The sequence below is a fragment of the Cryobacterium sp. 10C3 genome (genome assembly GCF_034314285.1).
In the GTDB taxonomy this organism is placed as follows: Bacteria; Actinomycetota; Actinomycetes; order Actinomycetales; family Microbacteriaceae; genus Cryobacterium; species Cryobacterium glucosi.
This window is the reverse complement of record NZ_JAVIWF010000002.1, coordinates 3720425-3745641: the sequence shown is the minus strand read 5'-3', so window position 1 is coordinate 3745641 and position 25217 is coordinate 3720425. Positions and strand designations below refer to the sequence as shown.

The 25217-nt window shown below is 60.1% G+C and carries 25 protein-coding genes and 1 pseudogene; 8 read left to right on the top strand and 18 right to left on the bottom strand.

Annotation, left to right across the window (positions count from 1 at the left end; translation table 11 throughout):
- Positions 1-369: 369 nt before the first annotated feature.
- From RGU41_RS18845 to RGU41_RS18825, 5 genes are all read right to left on the bottom strand, one after another.
- Positions 370-1401 (bottom strand): TniB family NTP-binding protein, encoded by a 1032-nt coding sequence (locus tag RGU41_RS18845; protein ID WP_322137094.1) that lies wholly within the window; start codon positions 1399-1401, stop codon positions 370-372.
- Complete coding sequence (locus RGU41_RS18840) at positions 1401-3440, bottom strand: Mu transposase C-terminal domain-containing protein (RefSeq protein ID WP_322137093.1); 2040 nt, start codon at positions 3438-3440, stop codon at positions 1401-1403. Before RGU41_RS18840 ends, RGU41_RS18845 begins: the two co-directional genes overlap by 1 nt.
- A 4-nt stretch (positions 3441-3444) precedes the next feature.
- Positions 3445-4233 carry a TnsA-like heteromeric transposase endonuclease subunit gene (locus tag RGU41_RS18835; RefSeq protein WP_322137092.1) on the bottom strand — a complete coding sequence of 263 codons (789 nt, stop codon included), beginning with the start codon at positions 4231-4233 and terminating at the stop codon, positions 3445-3447.
- A 196-nt stretch (positions 4234-4429) separates the two neighbouring features.
- Positions 4430-5098: a hypothetical protein gene (locus RGU41_RS18830; protein WP_322137091.1), complete on the bottom strand. Its 669-nt coding sequence runs from the start codon at positions 5096-5098 to the stop codon at positions 4430-4432.
- On the bottom strand, positions 5085-5474 hold the full coding sequence (locus tag RGU41_RS18825; protein WP_322137090.1) for a hypothetical protein: 390 nt from the start codon (positions 5472-5474) through the stop codon (positions 5085-5087). Before RGU41_RS18825 ends, RGU41_RS18830 begins: the two co-directional genes overlap by 14 nt.
- A gap of 188 nt (positions 5475-5662) precedes the next feature.
- Between RGU41_RS18825 and RGU41_RS18820 the strand changes: the two genes are divergently transcribed.
- Positions 5663-6217 carry an aminoglycoside phosphotransferase family protein gene (locus RGU41_RS18820; protein WP_322137089.1) on the top strand — a complete coding sequence of 185 codons (555 nt, stop codon included), beginning with the start codon at positions 5663-5665 and terminating at the stop codon, positions 6215-6217.
- A 145-nt stretch (positions 6218-6362) separates the two neighbouring features.
- On the opposite strand, the gene RGU41_RS18815 is transcribed toward RGU41_RS18820, so the two are convergent.
- The 5 genes from RGU41_RS18815 to RGU41_RS18795 all read right to left on the bottom strand — a co-directional run bounded on the left by RGU41_RS18815 (position 6363) and on the right by RGU41_RS18795 (position 13772).
- Positions 6363-6920: a recombinase family protein gene (locus tag RGU41_RS18815; protein ID WP_322137088.1), complete on the bottom strand. Its 558-nt coding sequence runs from the start codon at positions 6918-6920 to the stop codon at positions 6363-6365.
- 182 nt (positions 6921-7102) lie between these two features.
- Positions 7103-7654: a hypothetical protein gene (locus tag RGU41_RS18810; RefSeq protein WP_322137087.1), complete on the bottom strand. Its 552-nt coding sequence runs from the start codon at positions 7652-7654 to the stop codon at positions 7103-7105.
- An 813-nt stretch (positions 7655-8467) separates the two neighbouring features.
- Entirely contained in the window at positions 8468-9106 is a 639-nt protein-coding gene (locus RGU41_RS18805) for a hypothetical protein (protein WP_322137086.1), read from the bottom strand.
- 2 nt (positions 9107-9108) lie between these two features.
- Positions 9109-11661, bottom strand: a complete 2553-nt coding sequence (locus RGU41_RS18800) for a DEAD/DEAH box helicase (RefSeq protein WP_322137085.1) — start codon at positions 11659-11661, stop codon at positions 9109-9111.
- Complete coding sequence (locus RGU41_RS18795; protein WP_322137084.1) at positions 11661-13772, bottom strand: site-specific DNA-methyltransferase; 2112 nt, start codon at positions 13770-13772, stop codon at positions 11661-11663. The genes RGU41_RS18800 and RGU41_RS18795 overlap by 1 nt, the downstream gene beginning before the upstream one ends.
- Before the next feature lie 247 nt (positions 13773-14019).
- Between RGU41_RS18795 and RGU41_RS18790 the strand changes: the two genes are divergently transcribed.
- On the top strand, positions 14020-14250 hold the full coding sequence (locus RGU41_RS18790; RefSeq protein WP_322137083.1) for a hypothetical protein: 231 nt from the start codon (positions 14020-14022) through the stop codon (positions 14248-14250).
- A gap of 142 nt (positions 14251-14392) precedes the next feature.
- Here the strand turns inward: RGU41_RS18790 and RGU41_RS18785 are convergent, their stop codons facing one another.
- The 3 genes from RGU41_RS18785 to RGU41_RS18775 form a co-directional block, all read right to left on the bottom strand.
- Entirely contained in the window at positions 14393-15028 is a 636-nt protein-coding gene (locus RGU41_RS18785) for a hypothetical protein (protein ID WP_322137082.1), read from the bottom strand.
- A 1198-nt stretch (positions 15029-16226) separates the two neighbouring features.
- On the bottom strand, positions 16227-16850 hold the full coding sequence (locus RGU41_RS18780) for a hypothetical protein (protein ID WP_322137081.1): 624 nt from the start codon (positions 16848-16850) through the stop codon (positions 16227-16229).
- A gap of 129 nt (positions 16851-16979) precedes the next feature.
- Positions 16980-17300 (bottom strand): hypothetical protein, encoded by a 321-nt coding sequence (locus RGU41_RS18775; RefSeq protein WP_322137080.1) that lies wholly within the window; start codon positions 17298-17300, stop codon positions 16980-16982.
- Positions 17301-17637: 337 nt separating this feature from the next.
- On the opposite strand from RGU41_RS18775, the gene RGU41_RS18770 reads away from it, so the two are divergent.
- Complete coding sequence (locus tag RGU41_RS18770) at positions 17638-17991, top strand: hypothetical protein (protein WP_322137079.1); 354 nt, start codon at positions 17638-17640, stop codon at positions 17989-17991.
- A gap of 545 nt (positions 17992-18536) precedes the next feature.
- On the opposite strand, the gene RGU41_RS18765 is transcribed toward RGU41_RS18770, so the two are convergent.
- The 3 genes from RGU41_RS18765 to RGU41_RS18755 form a co-directional block, all read right to left on the bottom strand.
- Entirely contained in the window at positions 18537-18959 is a 423-nt protein-coding gene (locus RGU41_RS18765) for a GntR family transcriptional regulator (RefSeq protein ID WP_322137078.1), read from the bottom strand.
- Positions 18956-19663 carry a hypothetical protein gene (locus RGU41_RS18760; RefSeq protein ID WP_322137077.1) on the bottom strand — a complete coding sequence of 236 codons (708 nt, stop codon included), beginning with the start codon at positions 19661-19663 and terminating at the stop codon, positions 18956-18958. Before RGU41_RS18760 ends, RGU41_RS18765 begins: the two co-directional genes overlap by 4 nt.
- A gap of 350 nt (positions 19664-20013) precedes the next feature.
- Positions 20014-20325, bottom strand: a complete 312-nt coding sequence (locus tag RGU41_RS18755; RefSeq protein WP_322137425.1) for a hypothetical protein — start codon at positions 20323-20325, stop codon at positions 20014-20016.
- Between RGU41_RS18755 and RGU41_RS18750 the strand changes: the two genes are divergently transcribed.
- Positions 20230-20607 (top strand): GNAT family N-acetyltransferase, encoded by a 378-nt coding sequence (locus RGU41_RS18750; RefSeq protein WP_322137399.1) that lies wholly within the window; start codon positions 20230-20232, stop codon positions 20605-20607. The two genes, RGU41_RS18755 and RGU41_RS18750, sit on opposite strands and share 96 nt — an antisense overlap.
- 65 nt (positions 20608-20672) lie before the next feature.
- Here RGU41_RS18750 and RGU41_RS18745 read toward each other — a convergent pair whose 3' ends face one another.
- On the bottom strand, positions 20673-21257 hold the full coding sequence (locus RGU41_RS18745; protein WP_322137398.1) for a recombinase family protein: 585 nt from the start codon (positions 21255-21257) through the stop codon (positions 20673-20675).
- Positions 21258-21415: 158 nt separating this feature from the next.
- On the opposite strand from RGU41_RS18745, the gene RGU41_RS18740 reads away from it, so the two are divergent.
- Positions 21416-22384 (top strand): NAD(P)H-binding protein, encoded by a 969-nt coding sequence (locus tag RGU41_RS18740; RefSeq protein WP_322137076.1) that lies wholly within the window; start codon positions 21416-21418, stop codon positions 22382-22384.
- Positions 22381-22853, top strand: a pseudogene (locus RGU41_RS18735) (DUF1990 family protein). Before RGU41_RS18740 ends, RGU41_RS18735 begins: the two are co-directional and overlap by 4 nt.
- A gap of 97 nt (positions 22854-22950) precedes the next feature.
- On the opposite strand, the gene RGU41_RS18725 reads toward RGU41_RS18735, so the two are convergent.
- Positions 22951-23361 carry a GNAT family acetyltransferase gene (locus RGU41_RS18725; RefSeq protein WP_322137073.1) on the bottom strand — a complete coding sequence of 137 codons (411 nt, stop codon included), beginning with the start codon at positions 23359-23361 and terminating at the stop codon, positions 22951-22953.
- 104 nt (positions 23362-23465) lie between these two features.
- Here RGU41_RS18725 and RGU41_RS18720 point away from each other — a divergent pair, with 104 nt between their 5' ends.
- Entirely contained in the window at positions 23466-24242 is a 777-nt protein-coding gene (locus tag RGU41_RS18720) for a GNAT family N-acetyltransferase (RefSeq protein ID WP_322137072.1), read from the top strand.
- Positions 24243-24703: 461 nt separating this feature from the next.
- On the top strand, positions 24704-25207 hold the full coding sequence (locus RGU41_RS18715; RefSeq protein ID WP_322137071.1) for a hypothetical protein: 504 nt from the start codon (positions 24704-24706) through the stop codon (positions 25205-25207).
- The last annotated feature ends 10 nt before the right edge of the window (positions 25208-25217 follow it).

Here is a 25217-nt window from a genome sequence, read left to right as displayed (position 1 = left end):
TCCGCCGATATGTGCGCATTGGGCGATGCTCACACCCGCGGCGCAAAGAACGCAAAGGAAGAAGCTATCGCCGAGGAGCGCCGCGCAGTCACACGCGTGAGCCGAGCAGCTTGGGCTCGCCGCCAAACGTTGGCGTTCGAACCAACCCCTTGGCAGCTTCCCGAGGTCTTCCACTGAATTTACGAAATTGTTCTCCGCATCCTCGGCACCATCGACAACTTGACGTCTGCCGTGTTCGAGTCGCGAATGGGTCAGAAATTCAATTGAATTGGCGTGGCTAAGCCTGTCCCAAAAGCTATCTACGGTTTCGAGGTGACGGACTCGCGTCCGCATTGGAAGCTCACCCATCTGCGTCATCATCAGTTAGCTTTAAGCGATTGCTCCGCGTTCAGCGGCGATATCTAGAGGGATTGAGTCCAGCAATTCGCGTGTGATTCTCTCCTCGCCGTGCTCGTGGATAGAGTCGGCGAAGAGCAATTCGATGGCCGCCGCTCGCAGAAGAAACCCGAGAGAGCCGATGGACCCGTTGGTCCTGCTGAAGAGGTACTCTTCTTCACCCTCAAGGCATCGCCCCTCACTTTTGATTAGGCCGAGCCCTGATTCAAACGCTTCAACAGTCGATGTCCAATTGTCACGAGCATCCGAGGAGCCGTATGAGTGCGGCAACATCCGGCGGAGCGTGAACCGCCCTGCAATCTGCATTCCTTCGTCGCCTGTAAGTAGGTCGTTCCCTTCGAGGTTCAGACCGCAGTAGATGAACGTGGCAGGGAGCACGTTCGAAAGGCCTTTGAGAGCACGGATGGCGTCTCTGGTGTTTTTCGATGTGGAACTAAGATTGTGAACCTCATCGACAACGATGAGGGCTGTCTTTCCTCGAAGCATGATTTGGGTCGCCATATAGGTGAGTTCTTCGAGCGTGTACCTGGGGCCTCTGGGTATTCCTAGAAAGTTGCAGAACTGCTGCATCATGGACTTCGCCGTTGCGACGGCCGGAACCTCGAGGTAAACGAGAGGAATCCTTCCCTCGGCGCGTGGCTCCGGATAGTCAGCCAAATACCGATTCATAGCAGCGTGGAGAATCGCGAAGGCTGTGTGCGTCTTTCCAACTAGAGAAGGCCCGCTGAGCAACAGCCCGTGTCGCCCTGCAGGCTTTCCGTAGTTTGTGAGCAGCAGGCGCCGTATATCAGTCAGCGCGGCTTTGACAGCCGGAGTGTCCACGGTTAGGTCGCGGTTGAGGTAAAGCATTCGAGCGTCGTCGTACACCTCTCTCTCCTCACCGCTCAGTCGCAGATACTCCTCCGCTGTCAAGACTCTCGGCCTGTTCGAGATTCGTCTCAGGCGCGCCTCCAGCGTGGGCAGATCAGTGACGGATTCAGTTGGCGAAGCATCAAGCAGTTTCATTAGAGCGACTCGTTCCCATCCATTAACCCGTCGGGTTTCGTGCCTGTTATCGCTAGGGTTCGGTCAACGTACGGCAGCCGGTTGAGAGCTTCGCGTCTTGGCACTGCCATAGCCTCCGGACGAGGCACATAGTCACGCGCAACCAGTTTGTCGGCAGTCTCCTTCCGCCCCTTCTTTGTGGCAGCCTTTGCAAGTTCTGGTTCCCGGCGTTCAAGAATCTGTTGGAGCGCAACGATGTGGTCGACGCTTCCTCCCAGTCCTTGCGCCCGGGCCAGTTCGCGCGCGGATTGCCAGGTTTCGGTGAAGAAGGGTGAGTTGAAGCTGTCGATATTCTTCCAACCGCATTCCATCCATGTGGCCTTTTCGTAGTTCCGCACCCACACCACGGCTGGGCTGTATGGGTCGAATCGGACTTCCCACTTCCCCTTATCTGATTTTCGTGGCGATTTCGTCGCGCGGAATGGATGCAGCTGTTCGGAGTCGTATACGCGATTGCCAATGTGCACTCCATCTCTTTGAATGGTGCGCGTGGTCGACGGGAGCAGCTCGATGTAGTCGGACTCCGAAACGGGGAGTGTGAGGCTTGGCGACACACCGATAGACGCCGTGTACATCTGGTTTGGTGTCAACAAGATTGATGGTGCGAGCGGGTCGCGCAATCCCCGGTGGGGGCGGTTCTGCCATATGCGGACAATCCACTCTTCGAAGATTTCTTGCAAGGTCACGATGGAGTACAGGCGTTGTCCTTCAACTTTGTAGCCTCTGTTTCCTGGCGAGTTGCCGACGTATCCGTTGAGGTGTTGAGTGAACAGGCTGTTGATACTGCCGAATGTTCTTTCAACTTTGGCTTTGTCAGTTGGCGAGTAGGTTGCCGACTCCAAAATGGCGATGCCGTACTTTGCGCAAGCGGAAGTAAATGTGGGGGTCAAAAAGTCGCTGCCGTTGTCGGTTGTGATGGTCTCGGGAACGATGTACGGCATCGCGAGCGCATCTGCGAATCTCTCGTCAAGTGAGAGCAAGTGTTCGAAGGGGAGGCCCGACTGTGCCATTTTCATCTGTTCAGTGTGGTGTGGTCGGAAAGGCGCCGGCACGAATGCTCGAGCGAGAAGCAGCGCCTGGTCGACGCCTTTCAATGCCTCGGGACGCATCACGAACGAGATGATGCTGCACGTGAACACGTCGATGATGATGGAGACGGTAACGCGGCAAGTCCTGCCCTGCTCATCTAGTGCAAGTACATCCATCTTCGTCGAGTCGATTTGCGCGTATTCTCCTGGTCGAGTGGCCCTGAGTTGCCCGTAAGTGTGCTTGGGGCTTCGGGCGCGTGACCGTCGAGATGTGGCCAGCCCGAAGGTCTCTTTTCCGGCGGTGAGTTCGTCCAGATACCGGTACATCGTCGAGATGTGCGGGAGTTTCAAGTCGTTGCCGTATCGCCGGCGGAGCACTTTCACCGCGTCGCCGATGACTTTGCCTCGGGTGACGCTGGACCGGTTTGTTTGGTCCTCCACTGCGTCTTGCAGGACTTCCACGATGCGCTCGTCTGCGCGGTTGAGTGGCCCTTCGGTGCGGAGTAGCCGCTTGTCGACAAGACCCGCGAACCCCAGAGTCTCGTATCGACGGACTTTCCGCCGGACTGTCCGCGCTGAAACTTTCAGCCGGTACGGCGGCCGCGACAGTTCAGTGACCTTCGATTCAATACGACGATATAGAGCACGCACGCCCGGGTCGTATCTGACCCGCGTCTTCTCGCTCGGTTCGGCCGAATATCTGCGCCCGTAGAGCACTTCCTCAACATGCTCGCGCCAGAACTCGGCATCGTCGTTCGCTTTCTGATTCATGGTCGCGACTGAAGATATGTCTGCGTCGCTTGCTATCGGCACTGTTTCTGTCGATTCCAGTTGCCCGCGCATGAAGAGCTCGGTGATGTGCATATGCCGACGGTCGCGAGTTTCGAGGTTCCGCAGCGTGAGCGTCGAGTTCGCAATTTCAACAACGAGGTAGTTAGCTCCGTCGAGGGTGAGCTCGCTGCCGAGCTGCACCTGTCTAGGCATACTGCACCGCCTGAATGAGATGTTGCGGTGACAGCGGTGCACGCATGTCTACGGTGAGGGCTCGGCGCCAGAGAAGGTGATAGCTCCAGACAAGGACTCGAGCGGGATTGCACTGCGGAAATGCGGCGGCAAGGTCGCTGATTCGTCGCGGTTGCGCGCAATAGTCAAGCAGCCGGAGCCCGAACTCGACCGGAGGCGCATTCCGCGGGTGGCGGTATCTCGCGAGCCATTGAATGTTCTTGAGGTAGGTGGGCTCTATCCAAGCGAAAACGTCGTAGTTCCATCCGATGCCTTCGCAAACTTCGCGAGTAGCGAGAAATGACGCTTTTGCTCTCTCGTCCACCCGAATGTCGGGCCGAACGTCGAGGACACTTTGCGTCCCGTCTCGGCGAACGAAGAAGAGGTCCGGGACGTGAGTAGATGGCGTTTGCTTGCTCCCGAAGTCGATGAGGAAGGGCTGGGCGGCGACTCCCGCTACGTCACCGTCGAAATCGAGGACCATGAGCGCTGTCTGCTCGAATCCGGATTCAAATTTCACATGCTGTGCGGTGCCGGAAAACCAGTAGCTGCCGTGGAAGTTACGTCGCCCTGGATACTTCGCGCCGACACGACTCGCTGTGTTCGTGTCGAAGTGCTCGTGGAGGAGAGCTGGGGTGGGCCTGGCAGCGTGTTTCTTCTTCTGGGAATCGAACCAGCGAATGGTCGACGAGAGGATTACATCGGGGGCGTCTGTTCCCGGCGCCTGAGTCAGTTGCGCGTTGGCTACCAGTGCGCCCGACATCGGGATACCTATTGCCCTGCAACGAAGTGCGTCCGAAATTGAGTGCCGCTCACGTTCCCAGTAGTACACCCGTGTTGACGCGGTCTCGCAGGAGATGGTCGGCGTGTCGAATTCTCAGCGCGTATGATGCCCATCGCTTGGGCGCGCACCGGTTCAAGCCCGACTTCGGCCAATTCGTCAAGGGAGACTCCCTGCGTCACCATTCGACACCCACCTGTGCGCGAAAGGCTGACTCCAGCGCCTCTGGGTCGTCAATGAACGTCACTGGTCGCGCGCCACCAAAGTGCTTCGTCGGCGAGTAGAGCCAAAACGTCAAGCCTCGGAGTGAGTAGCCGAACTCGGCAGCGGCGGCAATGAGCGGCTGGACGAACGCCGCGACCTGATCATGGTCGGGCCCGAACTGGCACCCAGGGAAGGCCAGCTCGTCTTTCCACGTGAGACCGATGAGTTGGCCGGACGTAAACATTTGGCGCACAGGCGCGTCGCTCTCGCCAATCATCTCAGCGACCTCAGAAGCGGTGAACAGGCCATCGCCGGCAGCGATATTTTGGAGCGCGACCTCAGCAGTCGCCTTCACGAGCTCCATCCCCGTGAGGCGTTCGATGCGCTGGATAGTCGAGGTGTGATGCCAGTAGCACTCGGTGAGGTAGTCGTCTGAAATCATCGTCCACCGCCCGACTTCACCGACTTTGCATGCGTCAAGGGTGCGCAGTGGGCGTTCAACATCGTTGATGCGGGCACTCCGTCCGACGCCTGGGATGCGGGTGATGGTGCCCCGCATGAGGTTGACGATGTGGGTACTACCGAGGGTCGTCACGCGCAAGATGCCGCCCTCGTCACCAGTGAGCTCGTCAACAGTCTCCATCTGGCCCAGCCTCCCCCGCGAGCGCCTCCGGAACACCGTTGACCCGCTCAGCGCCTTGGCTGAGGACACAGACCAATAAATTAAGTTCCTGACCACCGCTATCGTCGGGGACTTCGACGATGGCAACCACCGTTGATGTCGTCCTGTCTGTGAACAGAACACCCGGAACGCCAAGGTTGATTCTCAGCCACATGCTTCGACCAACAACGCATTCCATTGGATGAAGCAGCTGGACCGGGTGGCGGTCGCCCCGCATCGTCTCGTACAGCCCGTCGCCCACTTTCGGGAGACGAACGAGAATTTGGCGACCGAAATCAATGAGGTATCGACTACTCGACTCCGTCACCACAATGAAGTGGCCAGTCGTTGCGTGCACTAGCGAATCCATGGCTGCTCCCTATGATGCAAACCAATTCGATGCGTTAATAATAATTACCAACCTGGGCGACGTCAATCCCTTGAGCCTTCGAAATCAGAACTGGACGCTGCTGCGGTAGCACTACTGACGCGCCGGCTCACCCCAAGGCCGCCGAGGAGTTCCTCGACACGGTGTTGGATGTCATCGTGACCGCGGTCTCCACGGCGGATGTGGTCGCTGCCCGAAGCCCCATGCTTGCTGCGGAATGGGAACGGCTTGACCAGCCGTTCGATCGGTCCATCCTCGAACGAACACTCACGATTGCCCGGGATCTGAATTCCACTCCGCACGATGACGCTGTCAACGCCGACCTCCACTTCGACCAGGTCCTCGCTGGAACACGAGAGCCATGGCTGGCCGTAGACCCCGTACAACTTCGCGGCGACATCGAATACGACCTTGCCCGGATCCTGTGGACTCGGCTGGACGAGATGAAAGATGATGCTGAAGTCTTGTTCCACTTCGACACCGTCGTCCGCGAGGCACAACTCGACCGCGAACGGGCATGGAAATGGGTCCTGTACCGCAGCGTGGACTACTGGCTGTGGGGCCTGGACAATGGCCTCACCACCGACCCCGAGCGCTGCCGAAGGTTGGTGGCGATCTTTGCGGAACACGAGCCGAATAGTAAGAGGGATTCCGTCGTCCGCAGACCGTTCCCCGTACGGGATGACGGCGAGTGTCGACCTGGGCGCGGATGAGTAGTGTGCGAGCGCGGAAAGCGACAAGGGCCGCGCGCGGGGTTGGTCCGCGCGAACGCCGGGCGGCCAGGAACGCCTTCGGCCGGCAGTTGCCGCCACGCTTCGGGAGAGGTGCTCGCCTTTGTCCGTGCGAGGCAACATTGCTCTAGAGTCCCGCCAGCGCAGTGTATTTCCCTGAGCCGTTCAGCGCGGCGTAGAGCGTCTGGCGCGACACTCCTAGGTCGCGGGCCACCAACGCCTTCGGCACTCCAGCGTCGATCCGCTCGCGTGCTTGTGCGATCTGGTCCAGTGCTAGCTTCGGTGACTTCTCGTACTTGCCGTCACGCTTGGCGATTGCGATGCCCTCTGCCTGCCGCTCGCGAATGGTCTTGCGCTCCAGCTGAGCGATAGCGGCGAGAACAGTGAGCATGAACTCCCCTTGCGGGGTATCCGAATTCAAGGCGGGGTTGTCGACGAACTCCAGAGCAACGCCCTTCCCCTTGAGCTGTTCGACGAGCGCGAGAAGGTCTGTCGTCGAACGGGCCAGGCGGTCCGGTGACTTCACCCGTACCTTGTCGCCATCTCGCACGTAGGCGAGCATCTCCTGGAGCTGTGCCCGGTCGTGGGCGTTCTTACCCGAAACCTTCTCGGAGAACATCTTGTCCACGGGGCCGAGTGCTTCGACCTGCCGCGCTTCATTCTGGTCGGCGGCGCTGACGCGCACGTAGCCAACCACTTGCCCTTTGTGTCCAGTCATGCTTAAGATCCCCCGTCGCTTCTGTCCAATCATATCAATCACCTACCCTGATTGACGCTATTTTGGAGGAATCTCGACCTGCTCACTGAGGTGCACCCTGATGGACGAGCTCAAAGAGGGCGAAGCAGCTAGATGCCCGCGACCTGGCCTTAAGCCCGTTTGGAGCGGACTGGCTTGGCTCGAGATTCGACATGCCCCATCTCGCGGCCAGTCATGGCCTCCATGATCTGGAAATGAAGCTTATTGAGATCCGGTCCCTCCGGCTGCCGTTTGCGGGCGACCTCAGACGGATGCACTCTCGACCATTCTGGGAGTTCAATAGCACCGGTGGTGTCACGAAGAACAATGAACAAGAGCCCATCCATTGCGTACGTGAAGAGGAATGCTCCTCGTTCCACGAACGACCGCGAGAACTGCGTGACGATGTAGAGGTACCCCGGTGCCATTCTCACTGTCGTATCGGCGAAAACGCTGAAGCCCACAGGCACCTTCCCGAGGCGGATCGCCCGCATCCATGACTCGTCGATGGGCGAGTCTGATGCAGTGGATAGGGCGAGCGCCGTCTTGATCGCCCAACGGATGAATAGTTCTGATCCAAGTTCACGAACGAGACTTCCACTGCGGATCAGGGTTGAAATCGGTTCTTCGAGTTCATTCCCAAAATGGCCGTTGCATTGGGCGCAGAAGATCGGTGCTGTCACGGGCACTACCTTGTGCTCCGATGCAATCCAGTTTGGTGTGCAGTGCTCGGTACTACGCCCCGCACTTCCGCAACCCAGACAACTTCCGCGATAGACGATTCCTTGGGGGATGTCAATCTCTTCTGGTGTTGCCAAGTATGTCCGGCAATGGTGGTCGGAATCATCGGCTGATCCCGCGTAATGACTTGTGTTTGCCATGAACGCCTCCGACCAATCCGCCGAATGAAGAACGAGAGCTGAATACTGCTTCGAATCAAAGCTCCCGCGGTGCACAGCAACACGAGGCCGCTCCCCATCGTTTGAGATGCTCCGCACTTGAATGGCGCAGCGTGAAGATATTACGATCGAGATTGATTGGCATCGGCCTAGGAACCACGCCAAACGTTCGTGAATCTTGAATCGCTGGCCGACCAAGAATCCCAGGTCACGCGACGGAGATGAGAACCGAAGATAGCCATCCTCAACTGCGAAATGGGTTGATTCGGCACACTTCAGAGTCATAGGTAAGGCATAGCCGTCGTGTATGTCGATGAGCTCCAGGAGCGTCGCCGACTCACGCGCTGATTGGTCGAAGCTGTCGAACGGCTGCTCCCAAACAAGTACCGGAATTGCCGTGATGACATCCCGCACCTGTTGCGCAGTCAGCTCGGACTCGAGGCTCAGAGAATCCGACGTAGATCCCTCCATGATCAACAACTCAGTTCTGATGCTTCCCGCGAGTTCGGTCGGAGTGAACGTCCTGAGCTCGGATCTGACCTGCATGACGAACCTTTCATCTTCTCGAACGAAAAAGGTGACATCGGTGGCGCTTCGTCAGCTCTTCCTAATTCGAGCGGCGATCGAAACTGGATCGACACCCGCGCGGATGTCATCCGCAATCTTTCGGGCATAGTCGACGCTTTCGCGGCGCGCATTCTCATAGGGCGGCAGCAGCGCCTCGTTCCCGTCGTCAACGATGTAGATGAGGTCCAGGGTCTCGCTGCTGAACTCCCACTCACCTGATTCAGGCTCCGTGCTGCGGACGCGAATTACGATACTCGGCGCGTTGATTCCATGGCTGCCCAACTGTCGCATGTTGGGGTCGAGCATCAGCCGGTGATCGTCAGAAGTCACAACTATGTGGCCCGTGTCTCGGCCGCCCGGTCGATGGTTCTCCATCCGCGACAGCTGCTCGGCGCTGAACTTCTCACTCGCTCTCGGGCCCATCGTCAGGAGCGTGTTCGTCGTCTTCTCGCGAATGATCACAGAGACAGGTCGCGGTCGGAGCACGTGACCAAGTTGCGCACCGATTTCGACTAGAAGACCTGCTGCCGACGCGCAGTCTGCTTCAATTCCGAAGAGCTCGCCGACAACCACGACAGCAGCACTTAGCTCGTCTTCCGGTGACTGACGTTCTAAGGCCGGACATCTCTTCGCCGCACGGTCGGCCTTCAGCCTGCTCGCTTTGCCCACGGTTAGTACGCCACCGCTGCGTTGTCGTAGGCAAACCGTGCGTCAGACTCGGCAAGGACCTTCGCTCTCACCTCGGCGAGCTTGAAGTCGAGCACACGGAACTCGCCGTCGATCCGCGAGATGGACTCGATCCGGTGAAACCGGTCGCCATAGACCTCGGCGAAACGGGCCATGCCGTGCAGCTTCCAAACCGCGTCAGGCAACCATGAGCCGTGCGGGTCGACGATGCTCGCTCGCACGCCGAACTCGGTGTTGACGAAGAACAGGAAGTCAGGCCGTAGCGTGCGCCAGTCACCATGGCGGTCCTGGTAGGCGATGCTCATTGAGTCCCGTCCCCCGGTCGGGTTCCGGTACCAGGCGAGCATGTCGCCGTGCGCGATCTCCGTGTCGATAACCTCAACCTCGTCCGGGTTGAGCTTGCCGACAGGGAACATGCCCACTTCGTCTGCGAGCAGGTGCAGAGGTCGACGATCGAGCAATTGCTCTGATTCGCCGACGGCGCGCTTCGTCTCCTCCTGGCGATTTCTCGGTAAGGCCATCGAGATGAGCTGAGGATCAGTGCTCATCGCCGTGATCTCGGCATAAAGGCTCTGGCGGGACTCAGGAAGCGACTTGAGCGCAACACGGTATTGGTTCAGCCATTCGGCTGCGATCTTGTCGGCCTCGGCATCGAGCGCCGGGCGCGTCTGCGGCAGCATCGCGAGAGAGGCGACTTTGACGTGGGCATCGCGGAACGCCTCCTCGTCCTCGGCGTCCTCGGTCAGGAGCTCGATGTATGTGCGCGCGACGTCAGGCGTGATCGTCCGCGCACCGCTGCGGTAGGAGTCTTGAATGGCCCTGTCGTCCGCGACTTCGATGAACGCGCCGTCAGCCCGTGTGCCATAACGCGCTGACCCGTGAAGCGTGGTGCCTGCGACCGTCAGCACGTCCTCCACGGCCTTGGCCATGTCCTTCGGGTACTGGGCAGCGACTCCATTCAACACACCATGAAGACGTTCGTGGGCGAGCTTTCCAGCGTCAGCGAGGAGCTGGTCAGCAGCAAGCGCGTGCGCTAGCGAGGTCACCCTTTTGATCGGGTTGGCGTGCTTGCGCGGCAGCGTCTCCGCAGGAAGGGCGCTGAACAGAGTCCAGACCTCGTCAGGCACCACTGCGTTTGGCGTCATGAGCTTCGGGTCAACCAGCACGCGCTGACCGGTGCCTCCTCCGCCCATCAGATCGTTGCCCATGATCTTCTCGATCACGAGGCTGGCTGTGGCCTTGTTGAACTTCGGCAGGATGCACTCGACACTGTTCAGCAGATCGTCACCCTCGATGCGGCGAGCGAGCGGGGTACGGATCATCCGGCCGAGGAGTTGCGCGATGTGGGTCTCGTCCTTTGCAGGGCGGAATGAAACCATCACCTCGGCACGGGGGCAGTCCCAGCCAGTGCTGATCGCATCCTTCGCGAGCAGCACGCGGACGTAGGTGGCGTCCTGCACCCGTTCTGGTGAGATGTATGGCACGCTGTGAGCGCCAAACGTCTGGGCGGTGTGATCTCCGAAGACGTGCGCGAATGCGTCGGATTCGAGCTCGGGCCACTCGTCGTGAATCACGTCGATGGCGGAGGCGACTTCATCGGGAGCGGGCTTGTTCGGTACCTGGAGCACCATCAACGGCTTGATCGCCTCGTCGCCCTGCTCGGCTGCGTATACAGCCCACGCTGCGGACAGCGCCTTGACCTTGCGCACGCCCCGTCGCAGAAGCACGGTGTTGAAGTCGCCCGTCTCGGCGGGGAAGTCCAGGACGATGTCGTCCTTCAGTAGCCCTGATTCCTGGATCCGGACCGGGTCGACCTGCACCGTACCGAGGTGCACTCGGTTCGACTGGACCTCCGCGGCGGACATCGCCTCCTCAAACCGCTGGACAGTTGCAGAGACGCCCCAGACGATCGGCACTGGCGGCACGCTGCCGTGCCCGTTGATGAGCCGCTTCACGATGGTGGGGGTTTCGACGGGGCGCTTGCCCATACCCTTGTGGGCCTCGTCGAGCACCATGTAGAGCGTGAGCCCCTCGTCCTCGATGGTATTGCGCAGCGTGTCCCAGAACGTGAAAGGCACTGTGTCTGGGTGCGTTGACACACCATCGAGGGTGTTCGAGTCATCGTGGCCTCGCACAAGGAGGCTGTTCTTCGAGAGCTTCGACGTATTGAGGAAGTAGACGTGCCCGGCATGCAGTTTTGGGTACCGAAAAGGGTGTTCGACCGTCACAAGCCGATTGCGGAGACGGTCCGATGCCTGTTCTAACCTGTGCCGGGTCTGCTGGTTGAGCGCGGGGTCGTCGCTGAACCACAGCACCACGGCGCCAGGGTCCGGTGACACACTGTAATCGTCGTTGCCCCAGAACAATGCCTCGATCACCGCGGCGGCCATGACGGTCTTACCCGCTCCCATCGTGGCCGTTAGCGCGACCGAAGATACACGCTTGCTCGCGCTGCGATAGAAGTCTCTCGCCGAGGCGAGTTCGCGGAGCGTGTCGCCGACGGCGTCGTCCTGATAGTCCTTGAGCGTGTAACGCATCAGTAGTCTCCTGTGCTCTCGCAATTGCGTAGATAGTCCTCATAAAGGCGGACCGTCTCTATCCCGCGGAGCTCATTTGCGACCTGCTGATAGCGGCCCTCGTCGTCGGTGACGATGTACGCGATGCGCAAGTTTTCGACCGTTTTCAGTGCGGCGACGAACTCGGACGACCGGTCGAGATCCTTGAGAACGCCATACGTCTCTGCGATGGTCCAGCCATCATCCAGCGAGTCGATTCGGCTACCTTGAGCGCCGGCGCGCAACCAAAGCATCGGCGCGATTGCCGCGAATGCACGATCGTTGCTGACCATCCACGGTGACTCATATGTGAGCGTGAAAAAAGCAGCATTCTCATCGAAGCCGTCGGACATTGGGAACTCGTCGACAAACTTGTAGTCCCCCTTGATCGGTACGTCGTCCGGGGCGAGACCTGTGATTGCGGCGCGGATGCGCGGCTTGGTTATGTAGTCGCAGATGCCCCACGTCTCCCAATCGGGGTCCCCGGCGCGGAGGCTACCCTCGCGGAGTTTCGCCTGCTCCTCGGCCGATACCTCGTTGTTCGTCACTGATATGCACTGCCGCGTGCCGCCATCCTGCTTGTTGAGGCGCATGACCGCATGAGCAGTCGTCCCGGAGCCAGCGAAGAAGTCGAGGATAATTGCGGAGGGGTTGTCCGAAACAAAGAATCGCAGTGCGTCTTCTACCGCGTACAGGGATTTGGGATACGGGAACTTCCGATCCGGCATCAGTGTCGAGATGAGACGGGAACCGCTGTTTCCCGCGTCGTGCGATGAGATGCGCCAAACATCGGTCGGCACGAACCTTGCGAGGTAGTCAGAACTGTCCGTAATAATTGAGCCGTCTGTGCGCCGACCAGAAATTTTGAACGTTCCGTCCGCAACTTTCGTGCGCTCACCTTGCTTTAGGTAGTAGGGGGTCGTCCGTGAGTCGTTCCACCTCCCCAAGCGCGCGCTTCCGCTACCGATCAGCTCACGCAGCGCGGTTGGGCTGATTTGCCATCGGCCTTCTCGGCCGTCCCGCCTGATTGGCCAAACGGCCGTAGTGCCATCCGGCGAAGCTTGTTCTTTCCAGCCCTCACCGTAGAACGGTTCGCCTACCGAATCGAACACAGGACCGTCATCAGTATTTGTAACGTAGACCGGATAGAAGAGATTGGGATGCGTGGTGCGGAACGGCTGCGTCCCCGAGCGCATCAGCAAGTTCCAGCGAATGTCATTCTTGTTCCGCGTCGCGACGGGATTCCACTCTTCGGCGAGTGGCAAGGCCACAGGCGCGGAAGCGCCGAACTGAACGAAGTACAGGTACTCCGCGGAGCGATTGAAAGTCCCACTCCGGGTGGAACCTGCACCGTTGATTGACGACGTGACCATCGTGATCCGCGCCTCAGGGAAGGTCTGTTCAAGGAGCAAGCCGAGGCGCAGGTACTCCTTCTCGTCGATCGTGACGATCAGAACTGAGTCTTCGGGTTTCAGCAGTCGCTTGGCGATCCTCAAGCGTCTCTCCATAAAGGCCAGCCATTTCGAGTGGCGGTAGAGATCGTCACCCTCGACATAGTCGTTGTTGTACTTCCAGTCACGAGAGCCAGAGTTGTACGGCGGGTCGATGTAGATCGCGTCCACAGCGTGCTCGTGAGTGAAGGTCAGCTGCTCCAAGACGTGGAAGTTCTCGCCGTTGATGACGGTGTGAAACGGCTTGTCCCCGCCCCGCTCGACGGTGCCGTCGGGGCGCAGGCCCGGGTAGATCCGGTCACGGAACTCTGCAACGAGCACGAGATCATCGACCGGCACCGTCGTGTTCTCGGGCTCGGCCGCGTCGAAGAGTGAGATCTCGGCGATGTCGCCCGAAATGGACTCAACGCGCCACAGCCGCTGGTCACCGCGCGCGGTCGAGCCGCGAGGAGGAAGGACTCGGACCTTGCTCGTTTTGCGGATCTTGTGCCCCGCCAGCTCGACGGCCTCGGGCGCGTGGCGTTCGAAGTTCAACCCGAATGGCAGGCGCTTCTGAAGAGGCTTGAGCTCTTCCTCGAGATCGGCACCCAGCTGCGGGTCCAGCTGCTTCGCAGCGCGCAGGAGATCTGTAAGCCGCGACATCGTCTGTCCCCCATTACGTAGGTAGCGTTCGCGACTTCAGGCAAAGTTGACGACGAACCTACCTCTGAGCCTATCGCTGGGTGAACCCGGGCGCGAAGCGCGCCATAGGCCGCGCATGGTGGCGCGTGGGAGACAATTCTGGCCACCAGATGCGCCTCAGGAGAGACCGTGACAACGCTTCACTCCGACGGCGGGGCCATCACCGTGACCGCCCCGACCGACTCGCAGAGCAGGGCATGCTTAGGGCATGGAACACTCTGATCGACGCCCGGCTGCCGATGTCCGAATTGGTGACCTGATCACGCTCTGGGATGGCACCGGGTACCGGGTCCGGGAGGTCACTCCTTCCGCCTCCGGCAAGAAGATTGATATCGAGGCACTCGTAGAAGTTGTTGTCCCTGGTGGACCGGAACTTGGTCGTCGGTTCAGGCTCGGCAAGCGAGCCGGGACGATGCTGATGGTCGAGCGTGCTGGCTGAAACGGTCAGAGTCTGCGACTCAACTTGTTTGCTGGACTGCCGATCAGTATCTTTCGCTGGTCAGCGGAACGGTTAGGTCGGCTAATCGCGTGTCCGGAAACCGATAGCCGGCACCTGGGCTGCACGAACGCCGAGCGGGGTCTCACATCTGCAGGAAGCTCCCCAGGATGGACACGAGCGCCTGTGCGTCGCCGCGATTCAGCAGCCAGTCCACCGGTGTCATCCGTTCGCCGTCGACCCGCAGATCCTCTTGTGGGGTCCTCATGAACCCCTTGATGCTCGCGGGGTGCATGTCTGCCGGGAGACCGTGTACCAGCACCGTGAGGCCCGGGAGGACCGGTTGCGCTGGATCGCCGGTGAACTGCCAGAGAGGGTAGCGGCGCTTGCCGCCGGCCAGGAAAGCGTAGAGGTCGCCCTTGGCTTGGCGCCGGCGCACGCGTGCTGCGTCCACGCTCAGCACCTGGGCAACCTCGGCAACACTGAGCGAATCAGTGATGGCCCCCAGCCGAGTCGTGCGCTCCAGCTTCACCAAGTCGCCTCGTGCGAGGCTGGCCTCGGTCTCGGCGAATTCTTCTTCGGTGAAATCTCCCGACTCGATCAGGAACGCGACCTGCTCGTCAGAGAGCGCGCCACCACGGGGCTGGCGCTTCGTTATCAAGTCAGTCATTTCTCGAAGAAGGCTGACCACTAGCTCATCGTCGTGACCCTGTGCCTCGGCGGCATCACGGAGGCCCTGGAGGCTCTTCTGGACCTCGGTGTTGGTCGTTGCGTCGGGCATTCGGGACTCCTTCGCGCCGTGACTTCTTCTTCGTAGGATACTGAAGTCACATTTTCTGCGCAGCGACAGGGAGGAATGAACTTGGCTAAGAAATTTGTCGATGGGAACGACCGCCTCGACGCCCTCTTGGCGCAGCCTGGAATGGCCGAGCGAGTCGCCGAGATCCACGATCGCGCCGATGAGGAAGACCGCGCCCGTCGCTCTCTGTGATGGTGATCATCTTCGCTCCCTGGCACACGACTATTTCTATCAATCTCTATTAATCTGTATTAACCCTATGTATGTGACGCTGTGCTCGCCCAAGCAACGCCTCTATGGCTGATTGACTGTAACGTAGCCGGTATGAGCGTCGGGCATGGACCGGCGTGACTACCTCAGATGCCCCTCGCTATTGCGGGGGTTTCTTGTTTTCCAGGCACCGCACAGCACTCCCGTTCGGCCCCGCTCTGCCAATGACCGAGAACGCCGCTGGCTGTCGAGCAGAGATCGAGGCGGGAAGACCGTGTCATCAGGCGCCGGCCGAGTTGTGTCGCCGAGAGTGGTCAGTAGTCAACGAAAATCTCGTGGAACTTCCGCGTATTCCCGGGCCACCCGATGCGCGTAGGTGCCACTCCATCAACTACCCATCAACGAAATCCGTCCTGCAATCAGGCGTGGTATTTTCAGGCTACCTCACGCATAATTAGTACAGGAACAGGAGGCCCACCATGACGATCAACGAGATTCAGCAACGTCAGAGTGACAGTCGACCTAGCCCGAAAGCTCAGGCCGTAGCCGCGCGTGTTCGAGTGAACGCAGACCGCCGCGGCGGCGTGGAGACGCCAAAGTGGATCGTCAAGCTTTCTCAGTCGCCCGCCGCTAAGTAGTTTCTTTTCTCGCCACGACAGCGAGCTCGTAACCGGCTAGATGTCTTCCTCGAGTGCATGCCGCCGATCGGTACCGTTAGGCAGCATCTCGGTGCGCGTTGCGACCGCGAGGGCTCACTTCAAGCCATCGCTGCCTGGATGCGTCAGTCAAGATCATCCAACTCGGCCTAGATGGTGCTTGTCCTTGCTAAACACGAATAAGAGCAAGAAGAGTGGTGATTGGCTCCTTCAGCGCCTAGACGTCGTCAATCAGGACCTGCGCGGTTGAGACGTAGAGAGGTGCATACAAATGTGGTCCGATGTCGGACTATATCTGTCAATGATCTTGTGGCTCAGAGTGACTCAGCGAACCGCTCCATGGCAACGACGTGGTCCACAGTGAGCCCAATCGTGGGCGCCGGCTCGACCATCAAGTGCGGCACAGCGAAGATCGGGTCATCGTCAAAGTCCGGCCAGGTGCGACCAATCGCGATCTCCTCGTCGTCCGCCCAGATCCAAGGCTGCCCGGTGCTCTCGATCCGGGCACGGAGCGCTGCACGTTTCCATTCCGCAGGTACGGCGCCGCGGCGGCGCTCGGGCTTCTTGGCCAGCACGAATCCACCCGCCAGCTTCCCGTCGAGCGCCTGCTCAATGAAGGCAAGCACGTTCGGGCCCCAGGTGGTCAGCCAACCGAGTTCGATGTTATTGGCGCTGATAAATTTATCGAGTGCGTCAATGACCTTCGGGTCGATGTCCACCCAGTACTTGTCACCGTGAGCGGTGCGGACATGACGACGCTCGAAGCCGTCAACCACAGGCGGCATCGCCTTCTCGAATGATTGCCCGGTCCGGCGATTGCGCTCCCACTGCTCGACGTCGATGGTGTTCAACACGCCGTCAATGTCTAGGGCGCACAGGATTCCGGTTCCCAGGAAGCTGTCTGCGGGGAGCAGGGTCTCTTTGGGCGCGTCATGCATGGCGTTCACTGTATGGCTTCCTGCAGCGGGTCGCGAGTGCGGCGCATCCATGGGTGCTCCACAGTTAGCTATGCGGGTGACACCCTCGTCACGGGTCGATCGTCAATGGAGCGGTGCGTAGCCTCAGCCTCAGCCGCTGAATGAATCGTCGACGAGAGCCTGCGCAGCGTGGCCGACCTCCTCGAGCCGACCTTCGCGGATTGCGTTGACGGGGGTGTCGTCGTCCAGCCATGGATTCGCCCCGATGAACCACGCCCGGGCGACCTGCTCGCCCTCGACCTCGGCGATCTTCTGCCACTGCTCGTAGGCAAAAGCGAGTCGTGGTATTGCCTCTGGTCGCGGCTGTGGGCCGCCCTCTGTGGCCCATTCGTGCGAGGCCGTGGCATCTTTCGAGTCAGCCAGCACGGCGACGAGCGTCTCGCCCAGGGCAGCGTTCAGGCGCCTGGTCATCTCCCGAATACTCGGCTCCGTCGCCACGTATTCAGGCTCTTCAAGGGGCCAGCTCACGAAACGGAATAAATAACACGCCAAGGAGCCTCAGGCCCTTTCCTGACCTCGTGCATTTGACGCACCTGAGTGCGAAAAGCTTACGGGCGGGCTATACGGGCACCTCGCTTCAAGGCGTGCTGCGGAGCCCAGTAACGGCGCGGGAGTGTCCGTTGAGCGTCCGGCTTGCGGGCAGGCTAGGGAGCTCGGCAGATCAGCGTCCATTGCCCGCGTCGGCAAATGTCCAGCGGTGGCCGGGGTGGTTCGCATGTCCCAATGGCTAGCGCTGTAGGGTCTGAGCATGTGGCTTGGGGAAGAATTCTGGGGTGAGCAAGGACGCATCGCCAGGATCCAAGCGGGTCCGTGGGCCGGTCGTTACGCCTATATCTATCCGGAACACAAGGACGACTGGTGGGTCATGGTGATTGACCCTTCTCCCAAACCAGACGCCCCGGGGGACAACTACATTGACGACGGCAGTTACCTCGAAGAACTGGCGCGTGAATGGGAATTCGAGTGGGTGCCCCTTGGAGTCGAAGAGGAGAGACTTGAACGAGAGCACTTTGGTTGGCGGCCACTGCTGAGCGCCGAAGCTGTGGCACGGAAACGACGCTCACGAAAGGAACGTTTCCTTTCGTGGATTCACGGCAGATAACGGCACCGCCTACAGCTGCATCGCTCGTCCTCGATGACCTTGCGGCGGCCCTGCTCAAGGATCCTTCCGCGGCGCTCCGAACCCGAGCCGCTACGGCGAAGTTCTGCGGAGCGCCAACTAGCGATCCTGGTCGGGACCAGGCCGTGCCTTAAATCCGAGAACGGACCGATTCCGACCGCTAGCCTCACTGTCCCAGGGGCCACGGACAGACACCGCGATAAGAGCAAGACCGACCGGAATCAGGACCCAAGAATAGGGACTTGCTGATCGAAGAAGCACCTGGAAAACAAAAGAGAAGATCGACATAGCGCCGAGGGAAAAGAACACTCGTGTGACCCACCAAGGGAACAACCCTCGTTCATTTCGCATGACCTCACCCTACGCACCCGTCAATGGCCAATCCGAAGGGGTACTCACGGAATGACTGCGAAGGATTGCTTTTGAGGGTTCCCATGTGACACAGCATCGGCGCTCCCGGCCAGCCAGCCCCAGGCCAGCTACTAACCATTAGAAATGGCTCTGGACTTGCCCGGTTTACCCGATTGTTAGATTTCGGGGGTGGCCTCATCGCCTATGGGGATCGGCCGGGAGTCTATTGTCTCGCTCAGGCCGGAGTTCTGCACGGCGGCGTTGATGTAGGAAATGGCTTCTTGGCCTGTAACCCCAAGCTTCCGCATCAGGTCCGCGTAGTCGCGCGCGGCTTTGACCGCGTGATGGGCCGCCGTGTCTGTACCAGCTTTGACAAAGGTGCCAGCTCGGCCCCTGGTCTGCAGCAATTCAGCTTCTTCAAGTTCTTTGTATGCCCGGGCGACTGTGTTCGGTGCCAGACGAAGGTCCGCGGCAAGGGCCCGAACGGTGGGCAGACGCGTTCCGGGGACGAGAGCACCAGTGTTTATCATGGTGAGTATCTGTAGCCGGAGTTGCTCGAACGGCGGTGTCGGAGACGCTGCATCAATTCGGAGAATCATTGGGCACCGACGCTGACCAGGTCAGGGTACCGGCGACGGAGGATGTGCTGCCGAGGTCGTGGCAGCAGAGACTCCAACGCGGCGGCGATGACCACGAATGTGCCCACCAGATTGAAGCCCGCAGCAGACGCAATGAACGGCGGGTCTATGGGGTTCATGGCCATCAGAACCTCCTGAACAGCGAAGAAGACTCCAAAGGTTCCCAATAGAAACGCAGCGGTGGCCAGGTCGCGGACTGCGAACGAACGCAGCAGGTCATCCCACGCCAAACCCAATTCTGATCCTTGACTCTGTCGAACTCGCAGAATCAGTCTGCCCCCGACCTCGAATCCGATCAGCGCCACAACGGCCAGAAGAGTTGCCGTCGCTGCCACGCTGAACGTTTCGGGAAAGACTTGCCCCAAATCGTCGGTAGCGATCCATGGCAGCGCCATTTCAAAGCTGAGGGTGGCGATGGCCACTCCCACCATTGTGCGGGCGGCAACCCTTTCCCAACCGGGGATATAGTCGCTGAGATTCCTGAACCGGACGTGGGCAACATGGTCGGTCCCGCCCAGTTTCTTCGCTTCCCCCGAAATCGACGCCACCGCGCGACCGAGTGAGGCCGCGACGGCATATGCTCCGATCAGGAAGAGAGGCGCCGGCCCGTCGCGATCAGCGCCCACGAGCCACACGAACCAGGTTGCCGAGACCGTGCCGACCACGCCACCTATCGCGATGCCGACGGCACGTCGACCTTGTGCGGCGCTAACCGCTTGGTCTGCTCTTTCGTCAACGGGAAGGCCAATCGACGAAACGAGTCGCCTAACCACCAGTTTTCGGGGACCACCCAGTCTCGCGCACGTAAGGATGGCAATCGAAAGGACAACGAGGCCGCCGGACGCCAGCCACGTTGATTGGCTCAGATTTTCCATGAGGTCACTAAGTAGTTCCACAATGCACGCTCCTTTGTGTATGCCCCATTGTCTCACCCAGAAAATACAATAGGCAAGACACAATCGGCGTGGGGCTCGCGATTACAGACTGCTTCGTGGGAAGCACGACAGGAGGTCAATCAGCAGTGAGGGTTCCTGTGCGAGTAGGTCCTGAGCGGGAATGGGAGAATCGAAAGGTGCGACGTCTTTCCAGTCTCGAGGACCACTTCCGGATCACCGAGATCGAGCGAGCCGCCGGAGAGTCGTTCCGCAACATCAACATGGCGATAGTCGCCGATGATCAACCGATCAGCAGGCAGGATTTCCAACGCTTCGTCGCGGACCATGGAGCGTTTGTGTGGCTCGTCGACGGTGTAATCGTCGCCTACTTGCTCCTGGAGCAGGTGGACGGAGCTGCCCATATTGAGCAGGTCACGGTCCACCCGGAGCATGCACGTCGCGGAATCGGAGCGCAACTGATTGTCGTGGCTGACTCTTGGGCACGTGAACGCGGACTCCCCGCTGTGACGCTGACCACATTCCGAGACGTTCCGTGGAACGCGCCATACTATGAGCGCCTCGGCTTCCGTGTTTTCTTGCCACGTGACTGGGGCTCGGCTATGGGCGCTCGAATGGAGACAGAAGCCGCGCGAGGGCTGGAATCCTGGCCGCGCCTGGCGATGATCCGACCCGTGAGCAAACTCGGAACAGCCGAAGCTGACGTTCACGAATAATCGCCCGCAAGGCATTCCCGTTGCAGGACTTGGTCTCGGTGCAACGGGAACGTCGATAGTTGCGTTCAGTGTTTTGGTGCCAATTGTCGTTGGATGGTTCGGTAGACCGTCGAGCGGGCGACGTTGAAGAGTTCGGCGATTTCTGCGGTGGAGTGCGTTCCAGCATCGTGAATTTCCATCAGGTGCCGTTGCTGTGCGTTTGAGAGCTTGGGTGGTTTTCCGCGCAGTCGCCCTTTCGCTTTCGCTACCTGCATGCCTTCACGGGTTCGGGCTCGGATGAGATCTGACTCGAACTCGGCAACCATTGCGAGCACATTGAAGAGGAGCCGCCCGACAGGATCGTTGGGATCGTGAACAGATCCTCCGATGCTGAGTTTCACATCCTTGGCGGTGAGCTCGTCGATGATGTCTTTGGCGTCTCGAAGGGAACGCGCCAGCCGGTCGAGCTTGGCAACGACTAGCGTGTCACCGCCGCGGCACGCGGCGAGAGCCTCTCGAAGGCCGGGGCGAGCACGGTTGGTGCCGGTCAGGCCGTGATCTGTGTAGATGAGAGCTGGCCTGACTCCGAGCCGTTCAAGGGCGTTCTGTTGAGCGGTCAGGTCTTGTTCGTTTGTGGATACGCGTGCGTAGCCAATCAATAGTTCATTCATGAAGGGCAGATTGATCGCTGCGGCCGAATTGCTCAAGAACCGCGTCGATAGCCGTCCGTCTTTTGGGAGGGCTTCGGAAGGGGGTGGGCCAAGCGCATTGTGCGAGTGGGACGGACAAGGTTGTAACGAGTAGCTGCGGGGTACGCCATAGTCAGACTATGAGAGTAGCCATTACTGGTGGAACCGGATTCGTCGGCAGCCACCTCGCGGAACGATTCGCGGCGTCCGACGTGTCAGTCGTGTCTCGCCGCTCTGGCACGCCCGTCGATGATGTGGATGCGCTGACACGGGCGTTTGAGGGCTGCGACGTGGTGGCTCATTGCGCAGGCATCAACCGTGAAATAGGTGAGCAGACCTTCAACCGTGTCCACGTGCAAGGCACGGCCGCGGTGATCGAAGCGGCACGACGCGCGGGCGTCCGCAAGATCGTGATGCTCAGCTTCTTGCGCGCCCGCCCAGGATCCGGTTCGCCGTACCACGAGTCAAAATGGGCGGCCGAGGAGATGATTCGTTCTTCAGGGTTGGACTACACGATTCTGAAAGCGGGAATGATCTACGGCCGCGGCGACCACCTCGTCGATCACCTCAGCCGCACAATCCAGACGATCCCGATCTTCGCCTCTGTTGGACTTCGGGAGAAGTCGATCAGCCCCGTCCCGGTTGGTGAGCTTGTTGACATTCTGGTCGCCGCGCTCGACGCTCGCCTGACAGATCAAACCGTCGCCGTCCGCGGCGGCGAGACCCTGCTGCTGAGCGAAGCCGCTCGTCGAGTTGCCCGAGTTCTCAACCGCCGCCTGGTCATCGTACGTTTGCCAGTCGCGTTCCACTATGTCCTGGCGCAGTTCACAGAATGGGCGATGACGGTGCCGCTTCTGGCGAAAGCCCAAGCGAGAATGCTGGCCGAAGGCGTCACGGACGCTGCTCTTCCGGCTGCGGAGCTACCGGACGATCTCCGTCCACATCTCGCCTTCAACGACGCACAAATCCGCGACGCGTTGCCCGATTCGGAGGGCTTCAGCTGGAGCGATCTGCGAATCAGTGGCTCGCGTTCGCGACGTCGCGGACACTTGCACGAGCGAGGCACCGGTCAAGAGCCCGTTGGACGGGGTGAAGGACGTGACGCATGACCAGCCCTGAGCTTCGCGACTGGCCCTCGAGCGACCGGGGATACCGTCGCTCGGAGGTATCGGCGGTCGTGGGACGTGGTGACTCTGTCTGGGAGCGCGTCGCCCGGGACGTACTCCGATGGCGGGTGAAAACGGCAAGCGGGTTTGCGGTCGACTCGACCAGCCCGGTTTCGCAGGGCGATCGCGTCGTCGTCACCGCACGTCTACTCAAGGTAACCGTCGTTGAGCCGGTGGAGGTCGTGGCCGTCGTCAAGGAGCTCGACCGGGTCGGCTTCGCGTACCGGACCATGCCGGGGCCCCCGTCAGCGGCGAAGAAGCGTTCATCGTGCACCGACACGGCGACGAGGTGCGTCTAACCGTGCGCTCACTCACGCGCCCCGCGCCACAACAGCCCTGGCGAGCCCTCTACCCGTTGCTGCTCATCGCCCAACGCATCGCGCGCAGACGCTACCTGCGCTCACTTCGCTGAGCTGCACACCCATCAGCGCTGGCGATGGACACGCTTTGAACCTCTGTCGGAGCGAAATCGCGGATGTCCGCTTGGGGTTCGGTCTGCGGGATGCTCGCTACACCAACCATTTCGATCGCACCTGGACGTCGGCGTCTTCGTAGCCGAGGTGGTCGTAGAAGCCCAGCACTGCCTCGTTGGCTGAGCGGACCATAAGTTGAACCTTCACGGCGCCTCGTTGGCGAAGCCAATCTTCGGCAACCGTCATCAACTGTCGCCCCAGCCCGGTTCCGCGCTGACTCTCATCCACGGCGAGGTAGTAGATCCAACCACGGTGACCGTCTTCCCCGACCATCACGGTGCCAACCAACCGCTCATCGATGAAACCTCCAAAGACCGTGGAAGTACGGCCGTCGAGGGCGCGCTGCAGGTCCCGCTCGGACGGATTCCAAGGTCGGGTCAGTCCTACTTGGTGCCAGAGTGAAATGACGGCCTCCGTGTCTGCCGAAGTCAGGTGGGAGATTCGCATAGCTCCAGCTTGCCGGAATTGGGAAGCAAACGAGAACCGTTGTCTACGACCGGTCGCCGAAAGTGCCGCACGGTCATGAACGATCGCCGTGGGATGCTGATTCTGTGGAACTGAACACAATTACCGACAGGCCGGTCGTTGTCATTCGACCGTATGGTCACGCGGATGCCGCAGACACGTTAGCGATCTTCCTTGCCGCAGTGACCGAGACCGCTGCCGCCGACTACTCACCGGAACAGATTCAGGCGTGGGCTCGGCCAGAAGCACGCGAGCTATCCACTTGGCATACGGCGATGCAGGCACGGAACAGTTACGTGGCGACCGTGCATGGTGTGCCGGCGGGTTTCTCCGACGTGGACTCTGAGGGATATATCGACATGATGTTCGTCGCTCCTCGCTACCTAGGACGCGGGGTGGCACGGCAACTGATCGGCCATGCGGAGGCCCGAGCGAGCCAGGAGCATCTGACGGAGCTGACAGCTGACGTCAGCATTACAGCCCGCCCCGTCTTTGAGCGCTCCGGATTCACCGTCGAGGCAGAACAGCACTCGATGACGGCCGGCGTGCAGCTGACCAATTTCAAGATGAAGAAGAAGCTAGTCGGCGGCGAGGTGTCCCTCAGCGGGCAGCTTGTTTGCCTCACCCAAGACCAAGCGGGAACTGTCCGGGAACACCTACAACTGCACCTTGCCCTCACCCGCGCCGAACCGGGATGCCTTTCGTTCAACGTCACCCGGACGAGCAATCCCCTGGTGTGGCAGGTCGAAGAGCGCTTCGAGCAGGCATCCGCCTTTGAAGCCCACCAGGAACGTGTCGCCAGCAGCGAGTGGGGTCACGCCACCGCGGGAATCGAACGCCACTACTCCGTGATCGGACTCTAGCCACTCGCCCGTCTCAACAGCTACCCCTCCGTGGCACCCCAGTTGGGCAACCTCCTGCCTCCGCAATTCATGCTCCGTGCGCGTCACTCAAGGTTCCCTACTGACACAGCATCAGCACGCGATGCCATCGGACGGGAAGGCCGCAAATTCGTCGCGCTGACCGTCCCTCTTACGCCTATATGAGATGGGTCGTTGAGGAGGGCGGAGATTTGAGCGGTTCTCTTGTTCTGGGTGGCGATCCGCATTTGCGATGTTTTGAATCGGTTGCCCTTTCTTGGGGGCTGGTTTGAGTTCCTGGTGCACTGCTAGAAAGTAGCTGCGGCTGTGGATCGTGCGCCGCGATCGTCGTTCGCTGCGTGAACGCTACGGGTCTGCGTGAGAGCATCGGGAACTGAGATCACAGGATGAATCGTCACTCGAGCGGGGGCCTGAGCATGCGTGGTTGCGTGAGGTTAGGCGTCGTGTTCGGTGTCGGCGTGGCCGTGGTGCTCGGGGTGGCGGGATGCTCGTTCAACGCGCCCGACGCGGGGAAAACAGTTTCACAGATTCGGGTCGTTCCCATCCTCAACGATCCTCCACCCGGTGGTGATCTGCTCGACCGAGCCGAGTACCTCGGAAGCTCCGAACCGAATATAGCGAAGGACGCCGGGGTCGCGACCGTCTTCGCCGCTCCAGGCAGTCCCTCCGCGCTCCTGGATTACTACCGCCGGACCTACCCACAATTCGGATTTCCCACGGAGTCAACATTTGCCACAGGATCCATAGGATCAAGCAGCGCGGACCCCATCGTCATCAGCGGGAGAGACGGGTGGGGCTACGTGTCAGTGACTATCCAAGCCGGGTCCCCGTACCTCCCTGTGTATTACGACCTCGCGTTGAAGCCGGCGCCTCCGGGTTCAACGTACGTGACCGTCAATATCAACGGGCAAACAGGCCGCAGCGTTTACCTCGATGATCCGAAGTGACAGGGAAAAA

Bases quoted from the DNA above. Each gene is read 5' to 3' on its own strand.
- RGU41_RS18740 (WP_322137076.1), top strand. From the start codon at position 21,416: ATGAGAGTAGCCATTACTGGTGGAACCGGATTCGTCGGCAGCCACCTC.
- RGU41_RS18775 (WP_322137080.1), bottom strand. From the start codon at position 17,300: ATGACCAGGCGCCTGAACGCTGCCCTGGGCGAGACGCTCGTCGCCGTG.
- RGU41_RS18795 (WP_322137084.1), bottom strand. From the start codon at position 13,772: ATGTCGCGGCTTACAGATCTCCTGCGCGCTGCGAAGCAGCTGGACCCG.
- RGU41_RS18770 (WP_322137079.1), top strand. From the start codon at position 17,638: ATGTGGCTTGGGGAAGAATTCTGGGGTGAGCAAGGACGCATCGCCAGG.
- RGU41_RS18845 (WP_322137094.1), bottom strand. From the start codon at position 1,401: ATGAAACTGCTTGATGCTTCGCCAACTGAATCCGTCACTGATCTGCCC.
- RGU41_RS18725 (WP_322137073.1), bottom strand. From the start codon at position 23,361: ATGCGAATCTCCCACCTGACTTCGGCAGACACGGAGGCCGTCATTTCA.
- RGU41_RS18785 (WP_322137082.1), bottom strand. From the start codon at position 15,028: ATGCCCGACGCAACGACCAACACCGAGGTCCAGAAGAGCCTCCAGGGC.
- RGU41_RS18765 (WP_322137078.1), bottom strand. From the start codon at position 18,959: ATGATTCTCCGAATTGATGCAGCGTCTCCGACACCGCCGTTCGAGCAA.
- RGU41_RS18745 (WP_322137398.1), bottom strand. From the start codon at position 21,257: ATGAATGAACTATTGATTGGCTACGCACGCGTATCCACAAACGAACAA.
- RGU41_RS18835 (WP_322137092.1), bottom strand. From the start codon at position 4,233: ATGTCGGGCGCACTGGTAGCCAACGCGCAACTGACTCAGGCGCCGGGA.
- RGU41_RS18790 (WP_322137083.1), top strand. From the start codon at position 14,020: ATGGAACACTCTGATCGACGCCCGGCTGCCGATGTCCGAATTGGTGAC.
- RGU41_RS18800 (WP_322137085.1), bottom strand. From the start codon at position 11,661: ATGCGTTACACGCTCAAGGACTATCAGGACGACGCCGTCGGCGACACG.
- RGU41_RS18830 (WP_322137091.1), bottom strand. From the start codon at position 5,098: ATGGAGACTGTTGACGAGCTCACTGGTGACGAGGGCGGCATCTTGCGC.
- RGU41_RS18755 (WP_322137425.1), bottom strand. From the start codon at position 20,325: ATGCTCCGGGTGGACCGTGACCTGCTCAATATGGGCAGCTCCGTCCAC.
- RGU41_RS18780 (WP_322137081.1), bottom strand. From the start codon at position 16,850: ATGCATGACGCGCCCAAAGAGACCCTGCTCCCCGCAGACAGCTTCCTG.